The organism is Bradyrhizobium sp. HKCCYLS20291, from assembly GCF_051167715.1.
Classification (GTDB): domain Bacteria; phylum Pseudomonadota; class Alphaproteobacteria; order Rhizobiales; family Xanthobacteraceae; genus Bradyrhizobium.
Genome location: NZ_JBNPTO010000001.1, coordinates 645,768 through 663,662, shown reverse-complemented (window position 1 = coordinate 663,662; position 17,895 = coordinate 645,768). Strand labels below are relative to the sequence as shown.

The 17,895-nt window shown below is 63.0% G+C and carries 13 protein-coding genes; 9 read left to right on the top strand and 4 right to left on the bottom strand.

The window, feature by feature from the left end; genetic code table 11:
* Nucleotides 1–37: 37 nt before the first annotated feature.
* From ACQR07_RS03145 to ACQR07_RS03115, 7 genes are all read left to right on the top strand, one after another.
* Complete coding sequence (locus tag ACQR07_RS03145) at nt 38–484, top strand: response regulator (RefSeq protein WP_434900880.1); 447 nt, start codon at nt 38–40, stop codon at nt 482–484.
* Nucleotides 481–900 carry a response regulator gene (locus ACQR07_RS03140; RefSeq protein ID WP_434900879.1) on the top strand — a complete coding sequence of 140 codons (420 nt, stop codon included), beginning with the start codon at nt 481–483 and terminating at the stop codon, nt 898–900. The genes ACQR07_RS03145 and ACQR07_RS03140 overlap by 4 nt, the downstream gene beginning before the upstream one ends.
* A 240-nt stretch (nt 901–1,140) precedes the next feature.
* Entirely contained in the window at nt 1,141–1,320 is a 180-nt protein-coding gene (locus ACQR07_RS03135; RefSeq protein ID WP_434867445.1) for a hypothetical protein, read from the top strand.
* A gap of 322 nt (nt 1,321–1,642) precedes the next feature.
* Nucleotides 1,643–2,434 (top strand): transporter substrate-binding domain-containing protein, encoded by a 792-nt coding sequence (locus ACQR07_RS03130; protein ID WP_434900878.1) that lies wholly within the window; start codon nt 1,643–1,645, stop codon nt 2,432–2,434.
* Nucleotides 2,435–2,729: 295 nt separating this feature from the next.
* Nucleotides 2,730–3,227 carry a GNAT family N-acetyltransferase gene (locus ACQR07_RS03125; RefSeq protein ID WP_434900877.1) on the top strand — a complete coding sequence of 166 codons (498 nt, stop codon included), beginning with the start codon at nt 2,730–2,732 and terminating at the stop codon, nt 3,225–3,227.
* A gap of 463 nt (nt 3,228–3,690) precedes the next feature.
* Nucleotides 3,691–4,212: a hypothetical protein gene (locus ACQR07_RS03120; protein ID WP_434900876.1), complete on the top strand. Its 522-nt coding sequence runs from the start codon at nt 3,691–3,693 to the stop codon at nt 4,210–4,212.
* 24 nt (nt 4,213–4,236) lie between these two features.
* A complete protein-coding gene (locus ACQR07_RS03115; RefSeq protein WP_434900875.1) occupies nt 4,237–4,563 on the top strand; it encodes a hypothetical protein in 327 nt (108 codons plus the stop codon).
* Between the two features lie 54 nt (nt 4,564–4,617).
* On the opposite strand, the gene fusA is transcribed toward ACQR07_RS03115, so the two are convergent.
* The 4 genes from fusA to ACQR07_RS03095 all read right to left on the bottom strand — a co-directional run bounded on the left by fusA (nt 4,618) and on the right by ACQR07_RS03095 (nt 16,249).
* A complete protein-coding gene (gene fusA / locus ACQR07_RS03110) occupies nt 4,618–6,669 on the bottom strand; it encodes an elongation factor G (RefSeq protein ID WP_434900874.1) in 2,052 nt (683 codons plus the stop codon).
* Nucleotides 6,670–7,161: 492 nt separating this feature from the next.
* Nucleotides 7,162–13,446: an RHS repeat-associated core domain-containing protein gene (locus ACQR07_RS03105; protein ID WP_434900873.1), complete on the bottom strand. Its 6,285-nt coding sequence runs from the start codon at nt 13,444–13,446 to the stop codon at nt 7,162–7,164.
* A gap of 669 nt (nt 13,447–14,115) precedes the next feature.
* Nucleotides 14,116–14,340: a hypothetical protein gene (locus tag ACQR07_RS03100; protein WP_434900872.1), complete on the bottom strand. Its 225-nt coding sequence runs from the start codon at nt 14,338–14,340 to the stop codon at nt 14,116–14,118.
* 889 nt (nt 14,341–15,229) lie between these two features.
* Complete coding sequence (locus ACQR07_RS03095; RefSeq protein ID WP_434867279.1) at nt 15,230–16,249, bottom strand: 1-aminocyclopropane-1-carboxylate deaminase; 1,020 nt, start codon at nt 16,247–16,249, stop codon at nt 15,230–15,232.
* A gap of 146 nt (nt 16,250–16,395) precedes the next feature.
* On the opposite strand from ACQR07_RS03095, the gene ACQR07_RS03090 reads away from it, so the two are divergent.
* Together ACQR07_RS03090 and ACQR07_RS03085 are read left to right on the top strand one after the other, a co-directional pair.
* Complete coding sequence (locus ACQR07_RS03090; RefSeq protein ID WP_434900871.1) at nt 16,396–16,872, top strand: Lrp/AsnC family transcriptional regulator; 477 nt, start codon at nt 16,396–16,398, stop codon at nt 16,870–16,872.
* A 107-nt stretch (nt 16,873–16,979) separates the two neighbouring features.
* Complete coding sequence (locus ACQR07_RS03085; RefSeq protein ID WP_434900870.1) at nt 16,980–17,849, top strand: DUF2147 domain-containing protein; 870 nt, start codon at nt 16,980–16,982, stop codon at nt 17,847–17,849.
* Nucleotides 17,850–17,895: the final 46 nt, after the last annotated feature.

Sequence of the window (17,895 nt, the reverse complement as noted above, 5' to 3'; positions counted from 1 at the left end):
TGCGCGTCCTTCAGTCCAAATCATACTGAGGTGGCCCATGCCTACCGTTCTCATTATTGACGATGATTTTGCCACGCGCGCTGCGCTGGAAACGTTGCTGAAGAAGAAAAGATTCTGCGTCTTCCTGGCGCCCGACGGGCCGACCGGGATTCGGCTGCTCGGCAGTGTGTCGTTCGACGCGGTGGTGATCGATATGTTCATGCCCGGGATGGATGGACTCGCGACGATCCGCGAGCTGATCAAGATCGATCCGACGGTGCCGTTCATCGCGATCTCCGGTTACGCGTTCACGGACAAGAAGCAGGGCGCCCCCGATTTCCTCGGCATGGCGATCAAGCTCGGAGCGACTGCTGCGCTGCAGAAGCCGTTCGACCTGCTCGATCTGCTCGAGGCGATCGACCAGGCCATCGAAGTCCGCCAGCGATTGCTGACCGAGGCTCGGCAGCCTCGCTCGGCATCAAATTCGGTCAGGAGAGCGTCATGACGAACATTCTTGTGGTCGACGATGAAGTCGGCGTGTGCTGCGTCATCCAGCACCTTCTCGTTCGCCAGGGTTACGCCGTCACCGCGATGACCGACGGCCGGCTCGCGCTGGACGCTGTCGTGCGCGATGATTTCGCGGCGGCCCTGATCGATCTCAACCTCGCCGACATCGACGGTAACGAGGTCATCAGGGCGGCAAGGGCGGCGCATCCGGACATGCCGATCGTGATGATGTCCGGCATGATCCTGGAGCAGGAATCCGGGACGCCCGACTTCCTTGATTCGCTGGCGAAGGTCCGAGGGCTGCACCAGCTCGCAAAGCCGTTCAAGCCAAACGATCTGACGCGTCTGATGCGAGACATTCTCACGCAAGACGAGGAGTTCGCGTTTCCGGCCGTGGCAGGCCAGCGCCGATGACGGCGTGGCGGCGCGCTGCGTTCACGATGCGCGACGGCCAGTTCAGATAAAAACGGCTGTTTGTGATCTCGTTCACAGCTATCGGAGCCAGACTTGGCTACCGTCCACAGGCATGGAACGAAAGACAACGGTAACCAATTGGGTCTTTCGCCGTCGATCGTTACAATTTAAGTGATCCGCTCAATTTGGACAGAGTAGAGCTTTGTCATGGTGGTTTCCGCAGTTCGTGTGGGGGCCCTGATGAGCGAAGCCGAGTACGAGATGATGCTGGACGTTGTCAGAACGGCAATCGCACCTGAGCCCGAGATCGATCCCATGAGCCGTCTGTTTTCCACTCTGTCGTTTCCCAAGGCGGCCAACGACAATCACGGCGCCTGGCCGTTGATTCCCTTCCCCGACGGCTGGTTCGCGGCCTGCTGATTCGTACGTCCTCATTCCATCGGCGAACGTTCAGAGCGAGCATTGCACCGACGATGTGCGCCTGGCCGGCAGATCCAGCCGGACCGGAACTTCGAGGTCGGGGGCGCTGCATCTGCAGCAGGACATCCGGAATGATGCGCTGATCGTGCACGCCACGGCTGGCTCGCGCAGCGCCTACGGACCTTCCGGCCGGCGCCTGCCGCCATCGACACGCGGTATGGCCGTGGCCTCGCGACCAGAGAAACCACCCTCGCCCACCCCTCGTCGGACATGCCGCTGTCGGCTAAGACTGGCGCGGCAAAACCAAGCGAGGTATTTCAATATGGGACTTTTCAACCGGACCGTCGCCGCACTGACCGGAGTTGCGCTGTTCTGCGGCCTTGCGGCCGAGGCGCTCGCCGACCAGGCCTCCCGGCTCGACGAGATCGTGCAGCGGGGCAGCCTCCGGGTCGGCATGACCGGCGACTACAAGCCGTTCACCTATCTCGACAAGGCTACCGGCAAGTTCTCCGGCTTCGATGTCGACATGGCCGAGGCGCTCGGCAAGGCGCTCGGCGTCAAGGTCGAGTTCGTCCCGACGAGCTGGCCGCAGCTGATGAAGGATTTCGAGGCCGACAAGTTCGACGTCGCCATGGGCGGCGTGTCGATCACGCTCGACCGCCAGAAGAAGGGCCTGTTCTCGACCGCGATCATGCGCGAGGGCAAGACCCCGATCGCCCGCTGCAGCGACACCTCGAAGTTCCAGACGCTCGCCGACATCGACAAGCCGGGCACCCGCGTCGTGGTCAATCCCGGCGGCACCAACGAGCGCTTCGCCCGCGCCAACATCAAGGCCGCCGACATCCGCGTCCATCCCGACAACGTCACCATCTTCGACGAGATCGCCAAGGGCGACGCCGACCTGATGATGACCGACGCCTCGGAGACGCGCTATCAGCAGAAGCTGCATCCCGGCGTGCTGTGCGCCGTCCACCCGGAGAAGCCGTTCGACTTCTCCGAGAAGGCCTACTGGCTGCAGCGCGACGTCGCACTGAAGGCATTCGTGGACCAGTGGCTGCACATCTCGACCGAGAACGGCAGCTATCAGGCGATCTACAAGGCCTGGTTTGATTGAGAGTCCGCGGCGCCGTTGATCGCGGCGGCTTGGCCTTGTTCGTCGCTCAAGCGACATTCGACGCGAGCGCGACGTCTGCAACTCCCTCGGTCGTCATGCCCGGGCTTGACCCGCCTGCGCGGCCGAAGCCGCTTCGGCGCGGCGAAGGCCCGGGCATCCACGTCGATCCTTCTGCAGGAGCCACGTGGATGGCCGGGGCGAGCCCGGCCATGACGAAGCGGTGACAGCCGAGCGCACTTTCAGCTCGAATACGAGGTCAGCGCCGCCCGGCATCGAAGATGAAAACGAGCAGATCATGTCCTACACGATCCGGCCGATCACTGAAGCGGACATCGGCGGTTTCCACGCCGCCGTGGACAGCGTGGCACGCGAGCGGCGCTTTCTCTCGTTCGTGGAAGCTCCGCCGCTCGATCAGATCCGCGCCTTCGTCCTGCAGAACGTCGACGGCGGCCTGCCGCAAAGCGTCGTGCTGGTCGACGGCCAGGTCGTCGGCTGGTGCGACATCCTTCCCGACACGCGACGGACAGTGTACGCGCATTGTGGCACCCTCGGCATGGGCCTGCTGCCGCCCTACCGCGGCCGCGGCATTGGCCGCGCCCTCCTCCAGCGAACGATGGATGCCGCCCTCGCCTTCGGCCTCACGCGCATCGTCCTGACGGTGCGCGAGGAGAACCTCAATGCAATCGCCTTGTACGAGTCCATCGGCTTCGAAACCGAGGGACGACATCGGAACGCGGTTCGGATCGACGGCCGCTATGAGAACGTGATCTCGATGGCGTTCTTGGCGGCGTGACCCATCATGCCTGGACACCTCGTGTCAGCCTCACCAATCCCGACCCGACCCCGGCACTGGGATCATGTCCAGCTCCCGGCAGACGCCTGCCCAGCCGCATTGCGGGCACGACACGCCGGCCAACTCATCAAATCCAGACTCCTCCTGATATTCGACCTGCAAATTGCGACATTTCGGACAACAAGGCCGAGCTGAGCCATGCCGCACGACAATGAATTCCTCCGAGGCCATCGGTCTCGATCCTGTGCAATTTGATTTGGCTATCTGCTTCAGTGGCGAGGTCGTGGATTATCTATCAACGGTCGAGCTCTGGGGCTACTTGCCAAATCGCGGGAAGCCGGCCGCGCAACTATCGGCTTCACCCTTGCCGAACACGCGCTCGCGGTCGCATAGGCGTGAGCACGGACCTGCGCTATGATGCCTGGGTTGACAAGGGGGCATCATGCAATCTCGCCGCGGGCCGATGGCCGCACTGCTGTGCGGTGTTCTGACGATTTTTGCGCTGGCCGCCGTGAGCAGCCCAGCGCAGTCGGAAGTCCCCTTCACGTTCACCCTGCCACAGAGCCAAGTCACTCTGAAAATCTCCGAGCTGGCGCTCCGGCCCGATCCCGTGGGCGACGCAAGGCCCGGCTACTTCAAGCTGAGCCGCGCGGAGCCATTGCTGATCCTGAGCGGCTGGCTCGAGCCGGCACAGCAGTACAAGGGCCTCGAGGCGTTCTGGGCGGCCGAGTTGACATCGCCGGCGCTGGCCGGAGCCAGGGCACCGACGCGTGTCGAGAAGCTGCGGGAGGGCGCGTGGGAGGTGGTGGCCTACGACGTCTCCATCCCGGGCCTCGTCCAGTCCCACCTGCGCGCCGAGCGCGTCGAGGCCAATACGTGGATCGACCTGCACCTCTCCACCCGGGTTGCCGACCCAGGCAAGTCGGCGAAGACGCGCGCTGACCTGTTGAAGGTGTTGCGGCAGGTGCAAGTGGTGAAGAAGTAAGCGCCCCTTGTGAGGAGACCGGTTTTGAGACGCATCGCTCCCGTGTTGCTTGCCGCGATCATCATCGGTCCTGCTCACGCCTACGATCCGGGTCAGCGCGTGACTGCATCCAGGGCCGCGGTCTCCTGCCGGTCGTGGCAGACGCTGAAGACCCTTGCCGAGCTGATGGATGACACCGCGCGTTTTGCGAAGTTCTGGCTTGCGAAGAAGGCGTCCGGCGAGTGCAGAACCTTTCCGATCGGCACCGTGGTGATCGTCGACGATGATCAGCGCGTCGGCGACAAGGCGATCATGCGGATGCATACCGCGACGGACGGCGCCTACTGGACCTATCCCTCGTACTTCAAGTAGCCGGGTTTGCGGAGAGAGATGAGCGGCAATCTGCCGCTCATCTCGTTGTTGTCGTCACGCAGACCGGGCCGCCTTGTCAGCCAGGCCTTTCGGCGCCGGCGCGTAGCGTGAGAACGCCATTGTGTGGACGGCGCGCCCTTGCGACAGTGACCTCAGCGCGCTGACGTAGTTGAACAACTCCGCCAGCGGAACTTCGGCCGTGACGCCCTGCCCGCGTGCGATCGGCTCCATCGCCAGAATCCGACCTCGCCGGCTCTGCAGATCGCCGATGATGCCCCCGAGATAGTCCTCGGGAGTCGTCACGACGACACGCATCACCGGCTCGAGCAAAATCGGAGCAGCCCTTTCGAAGCCAATCCGAAACGCCTCCTTCGTCGCCAGTTCGAACGCCAGGCCGGACGAATCCTTCTGGTGGAAGGCGCCGTCCAGCAGGGTCACCTTCAGGCCGAGCACGGGGTATCCGCCGGGCCCCCCGTCGAGCATCGATTGGCGGAGCGCCTTCTCGATCGACGGTATGAACTCGCGCGGAATGGCGCCGCCGACGCTCTTGTCGACGAACACGAGTCCGGTATCGCCGTCCTCCGATGGCTCGTAGGCGAGGTGAACGCGCGCCATTTGCCCGGGGCCGCCGCTCTGCTTGCGCAGGGTGTGATCGACCTCGCTCCGCCGGGACACGGTCGCACGGTAGGCGACCTCCGGCGCGCCGATGACGGCATCGACATGATAGTCCTCCTTCAATCGTTCGACGGCGATCTGCAGATGCAGCTCGCCCATGCCGCGCAACAGCGTCTGGCCGCTGTCCGCATCGACGACGACGCGCAGCGATGGATCGCTCCGCGCCATCAGCGCCAGGGCCTGTCCCAACCGTTCCTGGTCCTGGCCCACGCGCGGTTCGACCACCGCCTCGATCACCGGCGCCGGGATGACGAAGCCGTCCAGCACGACAGGCCGCGCCGGATCGCTCAAGGTGTCACCTGCGGCGACGGATTTCAGGCCGACGACCGCGACGACGTCGCCGGCTGAGGCTTCGTCGATCTCGGTCTGCGCCTCGGCCTGCATGCGCAACAGCCGGCCGATCCGCTCCGCCCGGTCCGCTGTCGCATTGATCACCGAGGTCCCCGCCGAAATACGACCGGCATAGACCCTGATGAACGCCAGCGTTCCGAACCGACTTGCCTGCACCTTGGACACCAGCGCCGCAAACGGCTGGTCCGGATGCGGCAACCGACGCTCGACATCGCCTGTGCGCGGGTTGACACCCGTCACCGGCGGCCGGTCGACCGGTCCCGGTGCATAGTCGACGATGGCATCAAGCAGCGGATGAACGCCGACGTTCCGGTAGGCTGAACCGCAGAGCACCGGCGTCAGCCGTCCCGCGATGCAGGCCTTGCGGATCGCCGCCTTGATCTGCGCCGGCCCGATCGCTTCACCGCCGAGATAGGACGCCATGATCGCGTCGTCCTGATCCGCCAGCGTCTCGAGCAGGCGCTGCCGCTCGATCTCCGCCGTGCCGCGTAGTTCCTCCGGAATGGCGCAGACGTTCGGCGACGGGCTTCGCCCATCCCAGCGCAAGGCCTGCATCGACACGAGGTCGACCACGCCGGCGAACTCGCCCTCGCTTCCGATCGGAAGCTGCAGAACGAGAGGCGTGGCACCGAGACGATCGGCGATCATCTCGACGGTGCGCTGCAGGTTGGCGCCGACCTGGTCCATCTTGTTGACGAAGCACAGGCGCGGCACGTCGAGCCGATCGGCCTGGCGCCAGACCGTTTCCGACTGCGGCTCGACGCCGGAGACGGCCGAAAACACCGCGACGGCGCCGTCGAGCACGCGCAGCGAGCGCTCGACCTCGATCTGGAAATCGACGTGGCCTGGCGTATCGATGATGGTGATGAACGCGTCGCGCCATTCACACGAAATGGCGGCGGCCGAAATCGTGATCCCATGCTTCTTTTCGAGCGCATGGGAGTCGGTCTCGGTGTTGCCCGTGTGAACGTCGCCGGCCTGATGGATCCGGCCGGTGTCGAGCAGGATGCGCTCGGTCAAGGTGGTCTTGCCGGCATCGACATGCGCCATGATGCCGATGTTTCTCAAGGTGCGGGTCATCTTCAAACTCCGCTTGGAGTCTCTGGACAGAAATACGAGTCGCGCAGCGTCGCGCCGCGGATCCAGAGGACGCGCAGCGGCGAGCTTGGGATGCGCGCGTGCGCAATCCAGGCTTCGACGTCTCAGACTCGATGTGAGGGAATGTGCCGGCAGCGTCGGCCGTCCGGCATCGGAGGGGAGGCGCGCAAGCACGCCTCAGCGGACGCGCTAGCGAGACTCCCGGTGCTGGCTATCGTCCGTCATGGTACGCCTCTGTCTGTCCGCGTCTGTCGCGGGGCGCTGTTCCCTAGTGACATCACTGTTGAAAGTCAAGATGACGACGTCAAGGCACCTCACCGTAACCCGAATCTCACTCGTGAAGAACCGCCGGGAATTCCACTCGTCCGGGTCTGCGAGGGGATGGGGGCGGTAACGTCCCCATCTGCTCAGCGACGCCCCCAAGAAAAGACCGCCCCAAACTAGCAGGCCATTGTGACACTTGCAGGCATCGTCCTATAGCTCAGAATTAACCCACTGTGCCTTGCTGGCGATGCTTTCGGCCTGCAATGGGCCGTAGCCGATGTCCGCCGCAGCGGCAAAGCCGACCGCGAATCTATCGATGAAAACCTGGCGTGTTGCAGCGATCCTCATTGCGATCGCAAGCTGAACAGCATTCCACGGGTGCCCCACCACGTTGGGGCGGTAATTCAAGCCCTTGGGGATTTGCAACTGGTTGAAGTCGGATGCACTAATTTGATGAAGCGATGAAATCGGCCTGCCGAGCTGTTCGGATACGTCACGTTCGGCGGCCAAGCGGAAATAGCGCAAGTCTCCCAAGGGAGTAGCAAACAACACACGCGGTCCGATGGCGCCAAGCGCGCCGAACGCCCCGCCAAACACCAGGGCGCCTGTCAAGCCCTCGCCCAATGTGTTGCCTTCCACCGCATTGGTCACGAACTGGCCACCCGCATTGCCCGCGGCCGAAATCACCGTATCAACCGCGATCGTCAGTCCGTTCTTAGCGACGGCGCCAAAGGCCGCCGTAGCTATCGCGCCTTCGGCCGCCGGGATGGCCGCGCCGAGAACCCCGCCCACGACCAAATTGATGGCCTGTTCCTCCCAGAAGTGCGCCCAGAATTGGTCATTCTTGGTGGGATTCGTGGCAGTGGAGACGATCGCCCCGGTTCCCGCCGAGATCAGGGCGCCGGCGGCCACCGACCCCGCGAGCCCTCCAAGTTCCACCCCGAGAGCGATCCCCGACCAGATCTCGACCACGCCCAGAAAAAAGCCGGCAAAATCATCCCAGACACTGTGACCGCTGGGGTCGATGTGATTGATCGGTTCATTCAGTTCGAAGGCGAAGCGGTTCCAGACATCCTGCCGCGCCAGGCTCTGCCCGCCCAGCTGGCTGTCAGGGGTGAGGAAGCGGCCGGTATTGGGGTCGTAGTAGCGCGCTCCAAACCGGTAAAGCCCGCTCGCCGACGACCAGCTCTTGCCCTCGAAAGTCGGATTCGCCGACTCGGCGCCCTTGCGAATTTGCAGCCGCCCATAAGGGGCGAAGTCGTTGATCGCGGTGACGGCGCCGCCCTGGTAGAGACGCGTGATGCTGCCCTTGTGATCGCGCCGGAAAAGCGTGGCGGTGCTCGGACCGGTCGGCATGATGGTCTCCACCATGCCGACCGGTCCGAGCCCGTCGAACACATATTTGCGTATGGTGCTGGTCGTGCCGTTGCCCGCGTCCTCTTGGATCAGTTGGTAGTCCGGCGCAAGGAAGAGCGTCGTCTTTTGTCCCTCACTTTCCTGCAGCAACCGGCCATCGTCTTCCGTCGTCATGGTCTTGACGACGCCTTGAGCATTGGAGACTGAACACAGCGCACCGAACCCATCGTAGGCGAAGGTCGAGGTAGTGCCGCCGACGGTTCGAGAAATCGTTCGGCCACAATCATCCTGTGTCGCGGTGTAGAGAACGGTTCCGCTCGGGCCGGTGATACTCGCGGGGAAATGCGCGTTATAAGTTACGCTATTCCCGTCCTTGCTGGTGAGGTTTCCCGCCGGATCATAGGCGAAGGAGAAATTCGACGGCGTGAATCGGGGAAGTGTGGCGCCGACCAGGCGTTGGTCCTGATAGCTGAAAGACTCCGTCTGATCCGCCGCGGGCGCCGCACTGTCGGTCATGGAGCGGAGCCGCATCAGCGAATCATAGCAATATGTCAGATTCATCTCGGTCTCGTTGACCGTCTCGGTCATCAGCAGGCCGCAGGGACTATACCCATAGGTTAAATTCAGCTCGCCAATGGGTGTACCCGTCAGCTGGAGATTTTGCCAAAGTCCCATTGCAGTAAACTGATAATAGGTTCCAGATATCAAGCTATTGTTGTTGGTATCAGCAAGGAGGAATTTGTTCAGAAGACCATTCGACGAGTATGTATTCGTGAGCGTGGTTCCATCAGGATAGTTGCGCGACAGCAGTTGTCCGCGCCAATTCATGACCGAGGATGTCGTTAAGGCCCAGTCGCCGAAGGACAGGGATTCACTGCTGACCTGGCCGTAGAGATCGTTGGTGAAGGTTCTGCTCGACACCACGGTGCCGCTGCTGTCGGCAATGCTCACCTGCGCCAGATAGCCCGGGCTCGACGTATCGTAGACATAAGTTACCACGCGGCCATCGGAAAGCGTCTTGCTCAGGGTTCTGCCCAGGGCATCGTAAGTGAAGGAGCGCTGGCCGCCGCTGGCGTCGGTCGCGCTTTTGAGCAGCCCCGTCGCGGCATGATAGGCATTCTGGATCGCTGCCCCGGTGCCGGTGGTGTTGCGGTCGGGATCGTTGGCGCTTGCCAGGCGCCCCAGCGAATCGAAAACGAAACTGTTGGCAATGCCGTTCGGATCGACGGCCTGGGTGAGCCACCCCAAGCGATTGTAGCCGAAGGTCGTGACGGCAAGGCTGGCCTGTTCGCCCGTTCCAGAAACCGTGCTGATCTGCACGATCTTCGGTTTGCCGAAGAACAGATGCCGCTGCAGGACTCGACTGAACGCCGAGTCGCTGCCCTCCGCCAGGACTTCCGTGACCGTTTGTCTGCGGCCATAGCGCCAGGTAGCCAGCGTCGTGTCGGCGCCGTCGGTGCCGATCGGCGCGCTGCGGGACAGCAATCGCCCCAATGGGTCATAAGTGGAGAGCACGGCCGGCGGGCGGGGCGCTGCGGAATCCGACCGGAACAGGGGCAGGCTGCGCAGCGCCGGTTTGCCGCAAGGCGCGTAGTTGGTGAAGGTGTCCACGGTGCGGTCGTCCACTAATCGCGACAGCCGCCGCTCGCGTCCCAACGCATCAAGCTCGCGTGTTACATTGCCCAACGAATTACCGTACTGGTCGGACCCGAACCAATGGAGTTCGGCCAGACCGCCCCCGCCGAAGGTCACTTGCTCGAGAGTGACCAACGACGCCTGGGTGAAGGTGGTCGGCGTGTCTCCGGTTACCCAAGACGTCACTTGATTGGTCGCTGGGGACGTTGTGGGAGGCGCCGACCCTTGTTTGGTCGCGACCCTGCCGAAGCCGTCGAGCGCCTGGGCAAAGATGGTTTGGTTGGGATCCTGCCGGGCGACTTCAATGCCGAATCTCGGATCATAACCGAACAGCGTGACCAGCGAGGTCCCCGAATTGTTGGCCGGGGACGTGCAAGACCAGGCAAAGCTGTGATAGTTCGACTCGAACACCCAGGTGGTGACGCCGCCGCCGGGCGCGGTCTGGGTCGCCAGATTGCCTGTCGCACCATAGGTGTAGGCGGTCGTCAGCCAGACCTGGTTGCCGTCATCCCAGGCTGAATCCGTCTGCACGTTGCAGGTGCCGGAAAAATAGGTGCGGCCGGCCAGCGTCAGATCGCCGGTCTTGAAGCTGGTGATGTCGCCGTCGACGGCGTTTACGGTGACCTTGTCCCACAACAGGTAACCCAGCGACCAGCCGGGGCTGGACGTCGTATTCTGGTAGCGGCGATGGTGATAGACGACTTCATCCGGATCGAGGGGCGTCAGCGTGGGGGCGCCCGGCGTCGCCATGGCCGCATCCGGGGGATCTTGAATATAGCCGTTCCAAACCTCCATGCTGCAATTGCCATAGGCGTCATAGCTGAAGGTCGAGCCGACCACGTAATCAAGCCTGCCGTCTTCAAAATGGCGGAGGATTTGGCCGGTTTGCAGGGTTTCCACGGCCCGGCCGCACGGCGCCGTGCTGGGGGCGCGGCTGCAATAGCTGCTGACCACCTCTTGCAGAAGGGCGCCCGCTGCTTCGAGGCGGACCGAGGTCGGCCTTCCGGTGAACGGGAAGTCCTGACCATAGGTCTCGATCTTGTGCAGCCCGGTGCCGAAATTGACGGTGGTCCTTTTTCTGAACCCTTCCCATCCCCGGCCGCTCAGATTGAGCTTGGCATCCTCGTACTGGAATCCAAAGCGCTCCTCTTCCAGGTCGATCGCAACCGGGGTTTGCGGCGGCGTCCATCTGCGCACATAGCCGGCCACCACATACAGCGCCAAGCCAAGGATTTCCTGGACAGGAAACAAGGCGGGCGACAACCGGTCGGGGAAGCGCAGTCCGCTGGTCTTGGGATAAAGGGGGCGGACCGTTGCGGCATAGACGCGGGCATCGGAAAGCGGCGCATAGTCGATCGACACTTCGGCACCCATGGGATCGCGCAGAGTCTTGACCAGGTTTGGTCGGTTGCCCCGAGCGGGAAACGGCGTGATGTTCCAGGTGAAGTCGCTTGCGGCTGAATACCACAGCATGTCGCCGACGCCCGTGCCGGACAGGTCGCCGATTAACACCTGGCCGGGGGAAACCGTCTGGCTGACCTGCTGGGTAGTAACGGTCACGGTCGCCCCGAGATTGCTGGTCGAAATGATCGACAACGTGGTCTGCGTGGCCCCCGATGGGGTGCTGAGCGCAACCAGATTGGCTTCGCTTGGGCTGTTGATACAATAAACCTGATCGATATTGAGTACGAAGCCGGTCGGCAGCGTACCGGATTGATTGATCGTGAATTGGCCGGCGCCGTTGGACAGAAGCGTGCTGAGGGTCAAGCTGGTGGATTGGATCCAAACGAGGTCGACCAACCCATCGCCATTGACGTCGAGCGGTGACAGGAAGCTGGCGCCGTCGACTGTGCCGAGATTGGTGGTGGCGCCGGCGACCAACGGCTGCAGGCCGGTTGGCGTGTCGAGCGAGATGAACGGCGTGAGGACCAGGCTGCCGGAGGCGGTGGACCCATAGAGCAGATCGACGAGTCCGTCGCCGTTCAGGTCCATGGCAAACAGCCATTGGCTGTCGAACGAACAGGCCAAGGAGGTGGCGATGGGAGCAAACGGACTCGACAGCGTGCCAACGCTGTTGCCGGCGGCGCCAGCGAGATCCGAGATGAAGATATTGAAAACGAGACTACCGGACGCGTCGACCGCCTGGACGATGTCGGAGCGGCCGTCGCCGTTGACGTCAAGGACCCGGAAGATCTGCCTCAACGGATCATATGGCTGGCGGGTGACGGCCCGATTGGCGAATTGATAGCCGCATCCGGTCGACAAATAGATGTCAAAGGAAAGATTACCTGTCTGGCGATCACGGAACGCAACAACCAGATCTGCCATCCCGTCTCCGTTGACATCGGCCGGCAGGAATTCTGAGAAGCCGCGATCGTATCCCTCGAGGAGAGCGGAAGAAGCGCCTGGCGCGAAGGAGATCTGCCCCTGCCAGTCATCGCTTTGCGCCACCACGCCGGCCAACAGCGTATGGCCCCGACTTTCCATGACGGCGATCAGTTCAGTTTTGCCGTCACCATCGATATCCGCAAGAAACATTTTCCGCAATCTACCGAGCGTCACCGCCGTGGTCGGCTGGCTGCAGTCGAAGGACAATTGGTCGACCTCGCCCCAGTAAATTCCGGTCGGGCGGAGCGTCGACCCGTCGGCGCCGGTCCGCGTGATCGAACTCAGGCGGCTCTGGTTGGTGACGGCGGATTGTTCGTAAACGAAGGCATAGCTGGTCACCGGTACCGGCGACGCTTCGGCGCTCGGTATGATCATGACAGCGACGGTGGCGAGCAGCGCACTGGTAGTTATCGTCTGGCCAGCCATGCAGACAGTGATGAGATCGGGGCGCGACTGATAGGCCAGGGTGAGGATCCGTTGCGCCTGGATCACTGGCGCGACGGTGCGCACCGAATAGGAAATCGTCGACAGATAATACTCGCCCGTATCGACGCTGCCGGTATAGGGCGTGTTAGTATAGCTGAACTGAATGATGTTTCCGTTGAGGTCTTCGATCGACGCCAATGCCCAGGCGCGAACGACGGTGCCGGCTTGACTGCCGGCCATGATGCAGCTGTCCGTGGTGGTGCCATAGGACAAGACGTCGCCGTTCTTGGTGTAGACTGTGAAGCCGTCGGTCGCGGCGGCGCCGGCGATCACCTGCCGCCAGTCATGGTCTTCCAGGTAATAGACGGCGTCCGCCGCCCAATAGTCGCCCTGAACATTGACCAGCCGCTTGCCGTCAAGGGCAAGCCGATCGCCATCGGTAAAGGTAATGGCGCCCTGGTAGCCGTCGGTGCTGGGATTTGCCTTCATGCGGACTATCGAGGAAAGCCCCGACAGGCTCCAGCCGATCCCCATCGCGCCGTTGCCGCGACGGTGATCGTAGGCGATTTCGAGGGCCGGCTTTTGGCCGCCGATTCCTGGAGGAAGTGGGATCGGAATGCGATAGGTCGCCTGTCCGCTCGAATCGACGCGAAATGTCCCGACCTCGAGACCGGCGGCGGTGGTGCTCATGATCGGTTCTCTTCGTGCAACATAGGGATGGCGAATCAATTAAACAACTTATGATTGTAAATTCATCCAGTATCCTGTCAATCGGGTTCCCAATCCGCGGGCGACTGCGGCCACCGATCTTACTCGAACGCGAACGCAAAATGCTGACCGTTCTATCGGATGGCGAGCGCGCGCAGTTCGATGCGCTGCTCGACAAGCTCAATGTGCACGTCGCGCGACTTGTCCGCGACGGCAAATTGTAGGGGCGAAGCTGTTACGCTTGCGAATTCCGTGACGTACGCAACGCCTCCCCGGAGGATCAGGGGCACTGGGTGTGCGTTGTCGCGTGCAACGTTCGCGGGCTCGAGGCCTTGCCGTTTATTCTGCGCACCCGCATGGTCGCCTTGCAGGTGCGCACCACTTCATCGATCGGACCGTCCCCGCCCAGCAACACTGAGAGCACTTCTGCGTGCGCCGAACCCGCGGCGGGGCGGAGTCATTCTTGTCGCTTGTTTCCCTCGGCTCAACAATGCCAGCAAGACAGCGATCAAACTACCGTTGCAGGTCAATCGCGCGACCAATGGGCATCACCGCGCACTCAGAAGCCGAACTTCCCGTTGTTGTTCTTCCATTCGGCCTTCGATGGAATGGTTTCCAGAATGTCCCAATGTTCGGCGAACTTGTCGTCCTTCACACGGAAAAATCATAAAAGGACGTATGCTTGTCGCCAAGGCGGCCTTCGCTGACAACGAGCACGAAGTCGCCCTTGCCAAGCACTTTGTGAACTTTGTCGTGCTTCATGAACGTCTCGAAGTCGTCCGCGAGAAGCGTGATCCGGTAACGCCACTCCTGATCGACATGCACAACCGACGGCTCGCCATCTGGACCGCACGTCCGGTAGTCAAGACAGATCATGTCGTTTCAACAACCCGCTCGGCAATTCCGGATCGAGGGTTCGCGCCGTGATCGGCATTAAATCCTACCGCGACCATCGCTCCGGTCCAAGCCGATCGCGATTTCGCGGCTCTCCGACTGGCGAGTGTCTTCTCGACGGCTGCGCCGAAACACGAAGTTTGCGTGCAATATCAATGCAAATCAGTGTGTCCAGTACTCTCGGCACAAATTTTCTTCTTTCGTTTTTCAGAAATATATGATTGACTGCCCGCATCCCGCCTCATCGAGAGGGGCGTTGCGCGCGATCGTCACGACACGCGAGGTGGGGAGGCGATGGCCGTGTTGTTGCCGGGCGTGCTTGCACGCCGACGAGCGGCAATGATGCGGACGTGAAGTCGTGTGGTCCTGACGCCGCGGTGCTGGCGTCAAGTCGGCGGGGGATGATGATCCCGCCTGCGACGGTGGCTAACAAGCCGTACACCGGGGAGAGCACGAAAGAAGCGTTAAAACCATCGCGCAGGGAATGCCGGTGATCGGCTGCACCTGTGGTGACTGCCGCCTGCTTATTCTTGTGCAGGCGGGCCATGGGTGAGGCCCTCACCCGGCATTCCCTGCGCCCTCTTCTTTCAGGAGGGTCGAACGAATGAATCGCTCGGACGTCATGCGTCGCGAGGACGCACTGTCGTGTTTGATAGTTATCTGGATCACTCGCGCCACATATTCGGTGTCGTCCCGGCCTCCGAGCCGGGACCCATACTCACAGGCCGTTGTTTGTGGCAGGCGCGGAGATGCAGCAGCGGCAAGATCAGCACCGCCGGTGGGTATGGGTCCCGGCTCGGAGGCCGGGACGACAGTTGTGGTTGTTGCAGCACCGCGGCTCATCGCGGCGAGGCCGCAGCCGACGCCGTCCTCAGCCGTTGCGATACGTGTAGCTGTAGCCATTGATCGCGGGGGCGCCGCCGAGATGGGCGTAGAGCACCTTCGAGCCTTCCGGGAAGTAGCCCTTCTTGACCAGGTCGATCATGCCCTGCATCGACTTGCCCTCGTAGACCGGGTCGGTGATCATCGCCTCGGTACGAGCTGCGAGGCGGATGGCCTCGTTGGTCTCGGCGCTCGGCACGCCATAGGCCGGATAGGCGTAGTCGTTGAGGATCACGATCTCGTCGTCGCGCACCTTGCGGCCGAGCTCGACGAGCTCTGCGGTGTTGTCGACGATCTGGCGGACCTGGGCACGGGTCTGCTCGGGCGTGCCGGAGGCATCGATGCCGATGACGCGGTCGGCGCGGCCGTCGGCGGCGAATCCGACGATCATGCCGGCTTGCGTCGAGCCGGTGACGACGCAGACGATGACGTAGTCGAACTTGATGCCCATCTCGGCTTCCTGCGCCCTCACCTCCTCGGCGAAGCCGACATAGCCGAGGCCGCCGAACTTGTGCACGGAGGCGCCGGCCGGAATGCCGTAGGGCTTGCCGCCGGCATCCTTCACCGACTGGATCGCATTCTCCCAGCTCTTGCGGATGCCGATGTCGAAGCCGTCCTCGACGATGCGGCTGTCGGCGCCCATCAGGCGGGTCATCAGGATGTTGCCGACGCGGTCATAGACGGCGTCCTCGTGCGGCACCCAGCTCTCCTGCACCACGACGCACTTCATGCCGATCTTGGCCGCGGTCGCCGCCACCATGCGGGTGTGGTTGGACTGCACGCCGCCGATCGACACCAGCGTGTCGGCATTCGATTCGATCGCGTCGGGCACGATGTATTCGAGCTTGCGCAGCTTGTTGCCGCCCATCGCGAGGCCGGAGTTGCAGTCGTCGCGCTTGGCGTAGATCTGCACCTTGCCACCGAGCGCCGCGGTCAGCCGCGGCAGATGCTCGATCGGGGTGGTGCCGAAGGTGAGCGGATACTTCTTGAACTTGTCGAGCCGAAGCACGGGATCTCTCCGTGGGTGGTGGAATGGGTCGGCCGCACCATACGAAAATGGACGAGAAAGGTGCTCTCTTTATTGGCCGACATTTCCGTGCTTACGTCGGACAAAAGCCAATTTTACGACGATTTCTCTCACCTGACGGCCATCTGATGAAAGAACCTTCCGATACCGAACTCGACCGCGTCGATCGCCGGATCCTGCAGCTGCTGCAGAAGGACGGGCGCATGAGCAATGCCGAGCTGGCCGCATCGGTCCATGTCAGTCCGGCGACCTGTCATCGCCGCACCCAGCGTCTGTTCGACGACGGCTACATCAGAAACGTGCGTGCGCAGATCGCGCCCGAGAAGGTCGAGCGCAGCGCGCTGGTCCTGGTCGGCGTCGTGCTCGACCGCTCGACGCCGGAGAGCTTTCGCACCTTCGAGGCGGCGATCCGCAAGCTGAAATTCGTGCTCGACTGCCACCTGGTCGCCGGCGATTTCGACTTCTTCCTCAAGATCCGCGTCCGCGACATGCAGGACTTCAACCGCATGCATGGCGACCAGCTGATCTCGCTACCCGGGGTGCGCCAGACACGCACGTTCTTCGTGATGAAGGAGGTGGTCGACAATGCGCCGCTCGATTTCTGAGCAGGCCTTGTTTTGAGCAGGCCTTGCATTGAACCGGGGTTGCCGCAGCTGCGACTTACCAGCGCGTGAGCTCGCTCACATCAGCAACCGGCATGGCGGAGACACTGATGAAGAGGCTGTTGGCTGTTGCGGCAGTGGTGCTGGCGAGCAGCGCCGCACAGGCGCAATACGTCATCGAGTATGGCGGCAACACCATCCGCATCGATCCGGACCGCGGCACGGTGCAGATCCCCGGGGTCTACGACAATACCGAGCAGAAGAAGGCCAAGAAGGCCAAAAGCGGCCAGGATGGCCAGCGCAAGCAGCCAGCCGCAGCGCCCGCCGAGGCCGCTGTGACGCCGGTTCCTGCGGCGCCAGCCCCGGCCACGCAGGTTCCAGCCGCTCCTGCTCCGGCGACGCCCGCGACTGCGGCCGCCCCCGCCCCTCCGCCAGCTGCGCCGGTCGCACCAGCGCCCGCCCAGGCAGCGGCACCGCCGGCGCCCGTATCCCCCGTGCCGGCATCACCGCCGGCTACGGCGACAACGACTGCCGCCGCTCCGGCTGCGCCGGCTCCCGTCGCTCCAGCTCCGGTGGCTCCTGCCCCTGCGGCGCCGCCGCCGCGTGCAGCCCAGACGCCCGCGACCGTTGCCACGGCTGCGCCGCCTCCGGCGGCGGCCCCGCGCGATCCGAACTCGCCTGTCGGCCTGTGGCTGACCGAGGAGAAGGAAGGCAAGATCCGCATCGAGCCCTGCGGCGCCAATCTGTGCGGCTACGCCGTGGACGCCAAGACCAGCCAGAATGGCGAGCAGATCCTGATCAACATGCGCCCGAGCGAGAAGGGCCAGGAGAAGAAGTGGAGCGGCCGCATCTTCGATCCGAACAGCGGCAGCACCTACGACTCGACCATCGCCCTCAAGGGAGCCGACAGTCTGAAGGTGCAGGGCTGCGCGTTCGGCGGCATGTTCTGCGGCGGCCAGACCTGGACGCGGGTGAACTGAGCGGCGCCCGTTCAAAACAAAAGCACGCGGCCTTGCGACCGCGCGC